General features: G+C 57.0%; 12 protein-coding genes. 7 read left to right on the top strand and 5 right to left on the bottom strand.

Going from position 1 to position 11,388, the window contains the following annotated elements:
• Positions 1–60: 60 nt before the first annotated feature.
• Entirely contained in the window at positions 61–1,284 is a 1,224-nt protein-coding gene (locus ACRZ9U_RS09880; RefSeq protein ID WP_170404482.1) for a urate hydroxylase PuuD, read from the bottom strand.
• Positions 1,285–1,379: 95 nt separating this feature from the next.
• Between ACRZ9U_RS09880 and ACRZ9U_RS09875 the strand changes: the two genes are divergently transcribed.
• Positions 1,380–2,294: a LysR family transcriptional regulator gene (locus tag ACRZ9U_RS09875; protein ID WP_170397469.1), complete on the top strand. Its 915-nt coding sequence runs from the start codon at positions 1,380–1,382 to the stop codon at positions 2,292–2,294.
• Positions 2,295–2,296: 2 nt separating this feature from the next.
• Here ACRZ9U_RS09875 and uraH read toward each other — a convergent pair whose 3' ends face one another.
• Positions 2,297–2,653, bottom strand: a complete 357-nt coding sequence (uraH, locus tag ACRZ9U_RS09870) for a hydroxyisourate hydrolase (protein WP_170404478.1) — start codon at positions 2,651–2,653, stop codon at positions 2,297–2,299.
• A 163-nt stretch (positions 2,654–2,816) separates the two neighbouring features.
• Here uraH and puuE point away from each other — a divergent pair, with 163 nt between their 5' ends.
• The 3 genes from puuE to ACRZ9U_RS09855 all read left to right on the top strand — a co-directional run bounded on the left by puuE (position 2,817) and on the right by ACRZ9U_RS09855 (position 6,212).
• Positions 2,817–4,235, top strand: coding sequence for an allantoinase PuuE (puuE, locus tag ACRZ9U_RS09865; RefSeq protein ID WP_170404474.1), 1,419 nt, complete (start codon positions 2,817–2,819; stop codon positions 4,233–4,235).
• Positions 4,232–4,717, top strand: a complete 486-nt coding sequence (locus ACRZ9U_RS09860) for an ureidoglycolate lyase (protein WP_170404471.1) — start codon at positions 4,232–4,234, stop codon at positions 4,715–4,717. The genes puuE and ACRZ9U_RS09860 overlap by 4 nt, the downstream gene beginning before the upstream one ends.
• Before the next feature lie 67 nt (positions 4,718–4,784).
• On the top strand, positions 4,785–6,212 hold the full coding sequence (locus ACRZ9U_RS09855; RefSeq protein ID WP_170404468.1) for a nucleobase:cation symporter-2 family protein: 1,428 nt from the start codon (positions 4,785–4,787) through the stop codon (positions 6,210–6,212).
• A gap of 39 nt (positions 6,213–6,251) precedes the next feature.
• On the opposite strand, the gene ACRZ9U_RS09850 is transcribed toward ACRZ9U_RS09855, so the two are convergent.
• The 3 genes from ACRZ9U_RS09850 to ACRZ9U_RS09840 all read right to left on the bottom strand — a co-directional run bounded on the left by ACRZ9U_RS09850 (position 6,252) and on the right by ACRZ9U_RS09840 (position 8,555).
• On the bottom strand, positions 6,252–7,241 hold the full coding sequence (locus ACRZ9U_RS09850) for a glyceraldehyde 3-phosphate dehydrogenase NAD-binding domain-containing protein (RefSeq protein ID WP_170404464.1): 990 nt from the start codon (positions 7,239–7,241) through the stop codon (positions 6,252–6,254).
• 54 nt (positions 7,242–7,295) lie between these two features.
• Positions 7,296–7,619, bottom strand: a complete 324-nt coding sequence (locus ACRZ9U_RS09845) for a hypothetical protein (protein WP_170397457.1) — start codon at positions 7,617–7,619, stop codon at positions 7,296–7,298.
• A gap of 102 nt (positions 7,620–7,721) precedes the next feature.
• A complete protein-coding gene (locus ACRZ9U_RS09840) occupies positions 7,722–8,555 on the bottom strand; it encodes a bifunctional allantoicase/(S)-ureidoglycine aminohydrolase (protein ID WP_170404460.1) in 834 nt (277 codons plus the stop codon).
• A 176-nt stretch (positions 8,556–8,731) separates the two neighbouring features.
• Between ACRZ9U_RS09840 and ACRZ9U_RS09835 the strand changes: the two genes are divergently transcribed.
• The 3 genes from ACRZ9U_RS09835 to ACRZ9U_RS09825 all read left to right on the top strand — a co-directional run bounded on the left by ACRZ9U_RS09835 (position 8,732) and on the right by ACRZ9U_RS09825 (position 11,362).
• Complete coding sequence (locus tag ACRZ9U_RS09835; RefSeq protein ID WP_170404458.1) at positions 8,732–9,088, top strand: hypothetical protein; 357 nt, start codon at positions 8,732–8,734, stop codon at positions 9,086–9,088.
• Between the two features lie 222 nt (positions 9,089–9,310).
• A complete protein-coding gene (locus ACRZ9U_RS09830; RefSeq protein WP_170404455.1) occupies positions 9,311–10,546 on the top strand; it encodes an acyl-CoA dehydrogenase family protein in 1,236 nt (411 codons plus the stop codon).
• Positions 10,547–10,561: 15 nt separating this feature from the next.
• A complete protein-coding gene (locus ACRZ9U_RS09825) occupies positions 10,562–11,362 on the top strand; it encodes a thioesterase family protein (RefSeq protein ID WP_170404452.1) in 801 nt (266 codons plus the stop codon).
• Positions 11,363–11,388 lie beyond the last annotated feature (26 nt).

Here is an 11,388-nt window from a genome sequence, read left to right as displayed (position 1 = left end):
TTAGGGGAAGAACTAAACAAAGTTCAGGTGTTTTTATTGGCAAACTCGTGTGCCAATCCGCTACAGACCGGCATTTCGGAACCAGCGAACAATCGCATCCCGGTCTTCAGGTTCCATATAGGTCACGTTCGCGGGAGGCATGGCATGTGTGACGCCGGATTGCAGATAAATCTGTTGCGCGTTCTGTGCAATGTCGGCTTCGGTTTCCAGCAGGACACCTTTGGGTGCCCACAGGATGCCTTCCCAGACAGGCTCGCGCGCGTGGCACATAGAACAGCGACCCAGAACTATGTCCTGTGCTTCTTGAAAGCCATCCGCTGATGCGAATTTCTGTTCGTAGGGCGTTAGTTGCCGTGCTTCGGCCTCTTCCAACGGGTCGTTCATCGAAGCGGTCGACAACCACATGATGGTCATGAACAGCAAAGCCGTTACCAGCCAAGTCCAGGTTGGGTTTCCAGCGCGCGCGTGGCGGGTGTTGAAATAGTGCCGGATTGTGACACCCATCAGGAAGACCAGCGCGGCGATGATCCAATTGTACTCGGTCGCAAAAGCCAGCGGATAGTGGTTCGACAACATCAGAAACACGACCGGCAATGTCAGATAGTTGTTGTGGGTCGAACGCAGCTTGGCGATCTTGCCGTATTTCGGATCAGGTGTGCGCCCGTTCTTTAGGTCGTCCACCACAATGCGCTGGTTTGGCATGATGATGAAGAACACATTTGCGGTCATGATTGTGGCCGTGAAAGCCCCCAGATGCAGCATCATCGCGCGACCGGTGAATATCTGGTTATATCCCCAGCCCATAATCACCAGCAGCACGAACAGAAGAACCATCAGCAATGTCGGACGCTCGCCCAATCCCGACTTGCAAAGAAAATCGTAGACCAGCCAACCGACAGTCAGCGAGGCAGCCGAGATCAATATGCCTTGCCATAGCGCCAGATCCGCCTTTTGGGCATCGATCAGATAGAGCTCTCCGCCTACCCAGTAGACGATCATCAGTAGCGCGGCACCGCTGAGCCATGTGGCATAGCTTTCCCATTTAAACCAGGTCAGGTGGTCGGGCATACGCTCCGGAGCGACGAGATATTTCTGGATGTGATAGAATCCTCCGCCATGGACTTGCCATTCCTCGCCGTCCGCCGGTCCGGGGATATCGCGGTTCAAACCAAGATCCAGCGCGATGAAGTAGAAGGATGATCCGATCCAGGCAATCGCGGTGATAACGTGCAACCAGCGCACGCCAAAACCAATCCAATCCCAGAAAACGGCGAAGTCGTACATGCTTATGTCTCCGATTGCGTTGCGCCACACTAGGCAAACGGGCTTTTCTTCGGTATTCCCGTATATTGTCAAACTGTATCAAAAAAAACGATAAGATGTCCTATCTCGACAACATTCGAACCTTTGTCCGGGTCTATGACTTGGGCAGCATGTCAGCCGCCGGGCGGGATATGAGAATTTCACCTGCGGTGACGTCGGCGCGAATTTCGCAGTTGGAGGATCATCTGGGAGTACGCCTGTTTCAGCGCACAACCCGGAACCTGACACCAACGGAACAGGGACGGGCGTTCTACCCCGGCGCGGTTGCGGTTCTGGATGCAGTTGATGAGGCAGAAGCCCAGGTCACGCATCTGACCGAAGCCCCCCGCGGGTCTCTGTTTGTTGCCGCGCCTTTAGGTGTCGGGCGCCGGTTATTGGCGCCTCATGTACCTGATTTTCTGTCAGAATACCCTGAAATTGATGTGCGTCTAAGACTGACAGACCGCTCGGTTGATCTGACCACCGAAGGCTTGGATCTGGCTTTTTTCATCGGTCAGCCCGAAGACAGCACATTGCGCATTCGCAAGATTGCGGATTGCCAGCGTGTGCTATGTGCAGCCCCTGATTACGTGAGCCGATGTGGGATGCCAGAAGCTGGATCCGATCTGATTTCAGGCAAGCATGAATGCTTGAACCTGCGCTTCCCCGGCGCGGCAGAGTTTCAGTGGATGCTGGAAACTCCCGATGGCCCGAAACGATTTGCTGTCTCGGGCAGGTATGAATGTGACGATGGTGATGTTTTGACCGATTGGGCGCTGTCCGGGCAGGGTATTGCCATGAAACCCGTTTTTGAGGTGTCAGAGCACTTGAAGGCGGGGAGGCTGATCCCGGTGGCGATGAAGACGCCTCCGGTTCCCGTGCAAATGGCCTGCCTGTATACGCATCGCCGCCATCAGGACCCGAAAGCGCGGCTGTTTATGGATTTCATGATTGACCGGATCGGCAAAGTGGTTCGAAGCGCCGAAATCTAGGGCTAGCTGCCCCGGTAGGTCGAGTAGCCGTAGGGGGACAACAGCAGCGGAACGTGGTAGTGCGCGTCCGCATCGGACATGCCAAAGCGGATCGGCACCTGATCCAGAAACAGAGGATCATCGCCATCCTGACCTGTCGCGCGCAGGTAATCTCCGGCGAAGAATATCAGCTCATAAGTGCCGGTTTTAAAGTCGTCCTGCGGTAAGATCGGGCTATTGGTTCGGCCATCCGCGTTGGTTTCCATCTCGACCAGTTTACGGTGCGAGTTCCCTGACACTTTGTAGAGCGCGATTTTCAACCCCTCAGCGGGGCAGCCGCGCGCCGTGTCGAGAACGTGGGTTGTCAGATAGCCAGCCAAGGGTCTCTCCTATGTGTTTCTTTTGGTGTGCCACAGTCTGGGCCAAACCGCAAAATGGTTGAAATGCCGAAAGAAGTGGAAACAGTGTTCGGATTGATTTGATAATCAATAGACCGTTTCTGCGGTAAAGCTGTCAAAACACCTAATCGGACTGGAAGACCCTATGCAGCCGCCTCGTTACCCCCGCGATATGATCGGATACGGAGCCAACCCACCTGACGCCGCATGGCCCGACGGTGCAAAACTGGCTGTGCAGATTGTGTTGAACTACGAAGAAGGCGGCGAGAACTGTGTCCTGCACGGGGACGCTGCGTCCGAGGCGTTCTTGTCCGAGATCGTTGGGGCGGCGCAGTGGCCGGGCCAGCGTCATTGGAACATGGAATCGATCTATGAATACGGCTCGCGGTCGGGGTTCTGGCGCCTGCATCGCTTGATGAAAGACCTACCGATCACCGTTTATGGTGTGGCTACCGCGTTAGCGCGTTCGCCAGATCAGGTTGCGGCGATGAAATCGGCAGGGTGGGAGATTGCCAGCCATGGCCTGAAATGGGTCGAGCACAAGGATATGCCCGAGGCGGAAGAACGGGCCCAGATCGCTGAAGCGATCCGTCTGCATGCCGAAGTTGTAGGGGATCGCCCGCGCGGCTGGTACACTGGGCGCTGTTCGGACAACACCGTGCGTCTGGTCGCCGAGGAAGGTGGCTTTGCTTATGTTGCCGATACCTATGCAGACGATCTACCCTACTGGATGCAAACCGGTGGTCGGGATCAGTTGATTGTTCCCTACACGCTGGATTGCAACGACATGCGCTTTGCGACGCCACAGGGGTTCAACGCCGGGGATCAGTTCTATTCATATCTGAAAGACAGTTTCGATGCGCTTTATGCGGAAGGTGAGGCTGGTGCACCCAAGATGCTGTCGATCGGTTTGCACTGTCGCCTGATCGGGCGACCGGGACGCGTCATGGCGCTGAAACGGTTTCTGGATTACGCGCGCGGGTTCTCGGACGTGTGGTTCGCGACGCGATTGCAGATTGCCGAGCATTGGGCCGAAAAGCACCCGGCGGCTGAGCGTCCACAACCCTCGCAAATGGGCCGCGAAGAATTCGTCTCTGCGTATGGAGGTATCTTCGAGCATTCCGCTTGGATCGCCGAGCGCGCCTTTGATCTGGAATTGGGCGCGGCGCATGACACGGCAGGCGGATTACACAATGCTTTGACCCGCATGTTCCGGTCCGCCTCAACCGAGGAACGGTTGGGCGTTTTGACGGCCCACCCTGATCTGGCAGGCAAACTGGCGCAGGCTAAGCGGCTGACACAGGAAAGCACGTCCGAGCAAGCCTCGGCAGGGCTGGATGCGCTGACGGACGAGGAACGCGCCAGTTTCACCGAACTGAACCAGTGCTATACGGAAAAATTCGGCTTTCCGTTCATCATTGCCGTACGGGACCACAACAAAGCGTCGATCCTAAACGCATTCGAACGGCGCATCGAACAGGATCGCGAAACCGAGTTCGCCGAGGCCTGCCGACAGGTCGAGCGGATTGCCGAGTTCCGTCTTCGCGATGTGCTGCCCTCATGACACGGATTGTCGCTGAACCGATCTCGGCCGAAGCTTTCGCACCGTTTGGTGATCTGATTGATGTGTCAGGTGAGGCCGACAAGATCATCAACCAGGGCCAGTGCGGGCGGTATCATGATCGGGCAAGGCTGGATTTCGGTGATGCCCACGCGGGCATCAGCCTGTTCAATGCAAACCCACGCGAACTGCCTTATCAGCTAGCGATGGTTGAGCGTCATCCCGACGGCAGCCAGGCGTTCATTCCGATGACTCACCAGCCCTTTCTCGTGATCGTCGCCCCGGATGAGGAGGGGCAACCGGGTCGTCCTCGCGCGTTCATTACACAGCCAGGACAGGCGGTGAACTATCACCGGGGAACATGGCACGGAGTTCTGACACCCTTGCATGGACCCGGTCTGTTCGCAGTCGTTGATCGGATCGGGGAAGGCCCGAACTTGGAGGAATACTGGTTCAGCACACCGTACGAGGTGGTCAACCGCTGAAACCAGAACCGAAGCCGCCGGAGAAGCGGTAAGAACCCCATTGGATCTTAGGGAGGACAATGAGATCATGGCAGAAACTTCGATAGGGACGCCCGAACAGCTTCGGGACCCGAACTTCACACCTGTCTTGCACAAGGCGATACCGCTAGGCATTCAGCACGTATTGGCGATGTTCGTCTCGAACGTGACACCGGCCATCATCGTGGCGGGTGCTGCCGGGTTTGGATTTGGGTCGAACTCCCCGGATTTTCCCGAACTGCTGTACCTGATCCAGATGTCGATGCTGTTTGCAGGGCTGGCGACACTGCTGCAGACTATCACGATTGGCCCGGTTGGAGCGGCTCTGCCGATTGTACAGGGAACGAGCTTTGCGTTTTTGCCCATCATGATCCCTCTGGTCGCCGGAAAAGGCGTGGATGCCTTAGGGGCGCTGTTTTGCGGTGTCCTGGTTGGCGGCTTGTTTCATGCCTTTCTTGGCCTCTTCATAGGCAAGATACGGTTTGCGCTTCCGCCGCTAGTCACCGGACTTGTCGTAACAATGATCGGTTTGGCGCTGGTCAAGGTCGGTATTCAATACGCCGCTGGTGGTGTGCCTGCGATTGGCACCCCGGAATACGGATCGCTGCTTAACTGGTCGGCAGCTTTGGTTGTGGTTGTTGTGACGCTTGGCCTCAAGTTCTTTGCACGCGGTATGCTGTCGGTGTCTGCCGTACTGGTTGGTTTGGCCATCGGCTACGTCTATGCCCTGATGGTCGGGATGGTGACGTTCGAGGCCATTGGCACAAGTTGGTCACGTGCCTCTGCCTTTGCTCTGCCCGTGCCGTTTAAATATGGGTTTGAGTTCTCTCTGGCCGCCGTGATCGGCTTTTGTCTCATGTCTTTCGTCTCGGCCATCGAGACCGTCGGTGACGTATCGGGAATCACCAAAGGTGGTGCAGGTCGCGAAGCAACCGACAAGGAAATCGCGGGCGCGACTTATGCAGATGGTTTCGGAACAGCGATTGCCGGTATGTTTGGCGGGTTTCCCAATACGTCCTTCAGCCAGAATGTCGGTTTGATTGCGATGACGGGCGTCATGAGCCGCCATGTCGTGACCTGTGGAGCTATCTTCCTGATCCTGTGTGGCCTTGTTCCAAAAGTCGGGGCAATTATCCGCACCGTGCCTATCGAAGTGCTGGGCGGTGGTGTGATCGTCATGTTCGGCATGGTGGTCGCGGCAGGTATCTCGATGCTGTCAGACGTGGATTGGAACCGTCGCAACATGGTGATCTTTGCGATTTCGCTGTCGATCGGTCTTGGGTTGCAGCTGGAACCCGGCGCGGTTCAGCACCTACCTGATACACTTCGTATCCTGATGACCAGCGGCCTGCTGCCCGCAGCGCTGATCGCCATTGTACTGAATTTGGTCCTGCCAGAAGAATTGGCCGAAGAATCGACTGAAGAGGTTTCAGGGGGTATGGCCGGTCACGGGGCGGGTAGCCTACCTCACGATTGAAGTCTTGAAGTAATCCGCAGCGTGCTTCAGCGCTGCGGATTACCCGGCGTTTGCCATCAGGCGCGCGACATCCAGCATACGGGCTGAAAACCCCCATTCATTGTCGTACCAGCCAAAAACCCTGATCTGCCTCTCTCCAATCATGCGCGTCTCGGGCCCCGCCACCACCAGTGACTCAGGGCGCGACCGCAAATCAGATGACACCAAGGGCAGATCGGTCCATCCCAGCACGGCAGAAGCTGCGACCGCGTCGCGAAACGCTTGTTCGAATTGATCTGGGCTCATGCCACGTTCGAGCGTGGCGACAAGATCAATGGCAGATACGCTGGCCGTCGGAACACGCACCGCGGCCCCCGACACACGACCGGCCTGGTCTGGCAAGACGATATCAATCAAATGCGTCGCGCTCGAGGTCGTGGGCACCATCGACAATGCCCCGGCGCGCGATCGGGCTAGATCCCCGCGTGGCGCATCGACCATCGGCTGGCTGTTTGTATAGCAGTGGATGGTGGTCATGTGCCCGGACACAAGCCCGCCGATTTCATCAATCAGCTTGACGAGCGGTGCCAGACCATTGGTGGTGCAGGATGCATTTGAAACGATCCGTGCGCTGCCCAATTGATCTTCGTTTGCCCCCAGCACCAGTGTGACTTCGGCAGCGGGTGAAGGGCCGGAAATCAACACTTTATCCGCCCCAGCAGTCAAGCCCCGGCTGGCCACGTCGGATGTTCGCGCGATGCCGGTGCAATCGAGCATGACATCGACGCCGGACAGATCGACCTGTGCCAAATCGGCGCTGTGAGACATCAGAATAACGCGGCCATCGATATTCAGTGCTTCACCTTCGGTCGTGACCGAACCCTGATAGGGGCCAAACGTGCTGTCATATTTGAACAGGTATGCGCATGTTTCCAGCGGTGCGATATCGTTGATCAGCACTAGTTCTACATCCGAATGCTGCGGCAGGCTTAAGACCTGACGCAGAATGGTGCGGCCGATACGGCCGAATCCGTTGATCGCGAGTTTCATGCGCAAGCTATGGCAGGCAGATCAGGCGATCTCAATCAAAGTATTGTACCAATTTCAGTTGCAGCTGACCTGCGAAAAGAACTGGCCCGAAATGTTCTGATACATGCTGGAATAGATCGCCTTGCAGCCAGTCGCCTTCTGTATCGCGGCCATTGCCTGGATGGTGCGAAGACGTGGCGGCGGGCCAAAGGGGTTCAGATTGTTATTATCCCGCGTCGCCCGATAAACCACAGGCGCGTCCGAGACCTGCGTCACCGCCCATGTGCGGCTCATGACGAAAACGGATTTGGTTTCTTCCTTGGCTGCGACCGGGGCGGCGTTGAACGCCGAAAGGCCAAGGGTGGCAACCAGTGCAATCATCGTACCGCGCAGTAACATCGAACAATCTCCAGTGCTGAAAACTCATTTGATTTCATCAGATTCCAGCGATTCTGTGAACCCCTTTACCTGAACTTGACCCGGTAAAGCCCCGATCGTCAGCTACCTAGACGGTACAGACAACGGCATGTGCCTATTCACATCCTTGTACAACAGATAGCGAAACCGTCCCGGTCCGCCTGCGTAACAGGCCTGTGGGCAGAAAGCGCGCAGCCACATGTAGTCACCGGCCTCGACCTCGACCCAATCCTGATTGAGCCGGTAAACAGCCTTGCCTTCAAGCACATAAAGGCCGTGTTCCATCACATGGGTTTCGGCAAAGGGAATCACGCCACCGGGTTCGAAATTGACGATGTTGACATGCATATCGTGACGCAGGTCCTGCGGATCGGTGAAGCGGGTGGTAGACCAGCGGCCTTCGGTGCCAGGCATTTCGTTGGGTACCACGTCGCGTTCATTGGTGATGATCGGGTCAGGGGCGGGCAGGCCGGGCACTGCATCATAAGCCTTGCGCACCCAATGGAACCGGGCAACTGAATCGCCATGGTTGTGCAGCGTCCAGTCGCTGCCCGGGGGGATATAGGCATATCCACCGATCTCAAGAACATGATCCGCTTCGTTCAGGGTCAGCGCAACGCTGCCCTCGACCACGAAGATCACCCCTTGCGCATTTGGGTCGGTTTCAGGCGTATCGCTGCCACCGCCGGGCTGCACCTCCATTATGTATTGCGAGAATGTCTCGGCAAAACCACTCAAAGGCCGGGATAAGACCCAAAGACGTGTATTCTCCCAGAAAGGCAGAAAGCTGGTGACGATGTCGCGCATCGTGCCCTTGGGGATTACCGCATAGGCATCGGTGAACATGGCACGGTCGGTCAACAGTTGCTCTTGCCCCGGATGTCCGCCTATCGGTGCATAATATTTAGGATGTGTCATCAAATGCCTCTGCTTCGTCTGGGCACAATATGAGGCGATCTCACGGGCGGACCTAGCGCCCGCCTTGCGAAAGGTTTGTTCGGGATAATTTGAAGGTGGCCAAGTGGGGCTTGGCCGCACACGCATAGAGGTATATCTATGGACGTGAAAGTCATTCAAATCGGCGAGGCCCTTTGATGAAAGCCTTTGTTTACACAGCGCTGGTTGCTGCACTTTTTCTGGGGGTGGGTGGAATAGCACAGGCTAAACCACTTTCCCGAATCATCGCGGAAATGGGGTTGAGCCCCGCTGACTTTGAGGTGTTGAACGACACCTCAAACGCGTTGCTGTCGACGGGCACTCCATCCGTGGGGCAGGAGAGGGCTTGGCTCAATCAGGACACCGGCTCGAAGGGGACAATCCGCGTGCAAAGCGTTCAGGGCAATTGTGTGATACTTCAGCACTTTGTGCAGCCTGAAGGTGCTGCACAGGCCCGCGATATCAGAACGCGCCGCTGCAAGACCGCTGATGGGAACTGGATCCTGACACCTTAAAGGCCGTTGCCTTGGCCAGCACCCGAACTAGCACAGCTGCACCCTTGTGATTTGCTCCAGCTAATTTTACCGCAGGCCCCCTGCTGGGCATCGCATTGATGCTGGACCGGGCTCAATTTGCGTGAATGACGTACCGTCACTTAGCTGGACACGCTCATGGCCACTAAGCCATCCTCGGACCAAAGCCAAAGACCCGCATTGCGCCACAGGGAAGGAATAGACATGACCATGACTTTCGGATTGCGTGAGGAAAACCGCGCCCTGTTACAGCGGGTGAGAGATATGATTCACGACGAGGTCATGCCGCTTGAAGATGAGTATCAGGCAGAAATCAATAAAGGCGATCGTTGGAAATATACCGAGCGACAGGCCGAGATTCTCGAGGGGCTGAAAGCCAAGGCCAAGGCGGCGGGGCTTTGGAACTTCTGGCTGACAGACAGCGACAAAGGTTTTGGCCTCAGTACAGTTGAATACGCCTATTTCGCCGAGGAGATGGGCAAGACGCCCTTGGGGGCCGAAGTTTTCAACTGCTCCGCGCCCGATACAGGGAATATGGAGGTGTTTGAACGCTACGGGTCAGGCGCGATGAAAGAGCAGTGGCTGAAGCCTTTGCTCGACGGGCAGATTCGCTCGGCTTATCTGATGACCGAACCCGATGTGGCCTCATCGGATGCCACCAACATTTCGATGTCCTGCGTGAGGGACGGGGCCGAATATGTTCTGAACGGCGAGAAATGGTGGTCGTCTGGGGCGGGCGATCCGCGTTGCAAGGTCTATATCGTGATGGTCAAAACCGGCGGGGACGATCTGCCAAAGCACCAGCGCCAGTCGATGATCGTGGTCCCAGCAGACGCGCCGGGTATTGAGGTATTGCGCCCGATGGAGGTCTATGGCCACGACGATGCGCCCCATGGTCACATGCACATCCGTTTCACAGAAGTTCGGGTCCCGGCCGAAAACATTCTACTGGGCGAAGGGCGCGGGTTCGAGATCGCGCAGGGGCGCTTGGGGCCGGGCCGTATTCACCATTGCATGCGCGCGATTGGTCAGGCCGAGTCTGCGCTGGAGCAGATGTGCAAGCGTTCACTACAGCGCCAGGCGTTTGGGAAGAAACTGGCGCAGCTGGGGGCAAACTACGACATCATCGCCGAATGTCGGATGGAGATCGAAATGGCCCGTTTGCTGTGCCTCAAGGCCGCCTGGTACATGGATCAGGGCGATGCACGGGCGGCGGCCCCATGGATCAGCCAGATCAAGGTCGTTGCCCCCAAGGTCGCGCTGAAGGTGATCGATGAGGCCGTGCAAATGTTCGGCGCACAGGGGATCAGTCAGGATACGCCCTTGGCAAATGCATGGACCCATGTGCGCACCCTGCGTCTGGCGGATGGGCCGGACGCAGTGCATCGCCGTCAGGTCGCTCGCGTCGAGTTGAAGAAATACACGCAGGAAAAAGTCTGAGGCGACAGAACCACAATGACATCGGATGTGTTGGGGCAGGCGTATTTCCACCAAAATGCGCAGGGTGTGTTTGTCGGAAATGACCCCGCGCGCGGGCCTTGGTCGGCCGATCATTGCCATGCTGGGCCAGTCAGCGGATTGATCGTGCGGGCGGCAGAAACCGAAGTCGGCCCTGAGAAGATGTTGACTCGGTTGACCGTCGATCTGCTGCGTCCATTGCCTCTGGCTGGTTTGCGAGTCGCGGCAGAGACGACACGCCATACCAAGACGCTGGCGACCACACGGGTCACCGTACATGATCTGGACGACACGCTTTGCGCCACCGCCACAACCATGCATATGGTGCGCAAAGACCTTGGGGCCGTGCCTAATGTCAAACTGCCCGCGCCCAGGGTCGAAGATATGGTCGATGGCCCGTTCCCGATCGGTGAGATGCGCCATCAGTTGCCCGGTTTTGCCCATCACTCCCAGATCGGCTATCCCGCTGATGGCAACCAAGGGGCGGGTCCGAAAACCGTCTGGATGCGCACACCTGCCTTGCTGGAAGGAGAGGACCCATCGCCGATCCAAGCGCTCTGCCCGCTTGCAGATTGCGGCAATGGCATATCGTGGAACGCGCCCACATCTGAGATGGGTTTCATGAATACCGACCTGACTGTGCAAGTCCACCGCGAGCCTGTCTCGGACTGGCTGGCCTCTGACTCGATCTCGCACTGGCAACCCTCGGGGATCGGTATGTCGCAGTCAGTTCTTTTTGATACACAGGGGCCAGTTGGGACGGCTTTGCAGACATTGGTCTTGTTCCCGCCGGAGTAAATGGCGGGATTCTGCAGCCTAGTGTT

It is taken from the genome of Ruegeria sp. D7 (assembly GCF_056534355.1).
The sequence above is the reverse complement of the archived record's forward strand: the minus strand, read 5'-3'. Positions and strand labels throughout refer to the sequence as shown.

Coding starts and splice junctions, on each gene's coding strand:
- ACRZ9U_RS09880 (WP_170404482.1), bottom strand. CDS start 1,284: ATGTACGACTTCGCCGTTTTCTGGGATTGGATTGGTTTTGGCGTGCGC.
- ACRZ9U_RS09875 (WP_170397469.1), top strand. CDS start 1,380: ATGTCCTATCTCGACAACATTCGAACCTTTGTCCGGGTCTATGACTTG.
- puuE (WP_170404474.1), top strand. CDS start 2,817: ATGCAGCCGCCTCGTTACCCCCGCGATATGATCGGATACGGAGCCAAC.
- ACRZ9U_RS09860 (WP_170404471.1), top strand. CDS start 4,232: ATGACACGGATTGTCGCTGAACCGATCTCGGCCGAAGCTTTCGCACCG.
- ACRZ9U_RS09855 (WP_170404468.1), top strand. CDS start 4,785: ATGGCAGAAACTTCGATAGGGACGCCCGAACAGCTTCGGGACCCGAAC.
- ACRZ9U_RS09850 (WP_170404464.1), bottom strand. CDS start 7,241: ATGAAACTCGCGATCAACGGATTCGGCCGTATCGGCCGCACCATTCTG.
- ACRZ9U_RS09845 (WP_170397457.1), bottom strand. CDS start 7,619: ATGTTACTGCGCGGTACGATGATTGCACTGGTTGCCACCCTTGGCCTT.
- ACRZ9U_RS09840 (WP_170404460.1), bottom strand. CDS start 8,555: ATGACACATCCTAAATATTATGCACCGATAGGCGGACATCCGGGGCAA.
- ACRZ9U_RS09835 (WP_170404458.1), top strand. CDS start 8,732: ATGAAAGCCTTTGTTTACACAGCGCTGGTTGCTGCACTTTTTCTGGGG.
- ACRZ9U_RS09830 (WP_170404455.1), top strand. CDS start 9,311: ATGACCATGACTTTCGGATTGCGTGAGGAAAACCGCGCCCTGTTACAG.
- ACRZ9U_RS09825 (WP_170404452.1), top strand. CDS start 10,562: ATGACATCGGATGTGTTGGGGCAGGCGTATTTCCACCAAAATGCGCAG.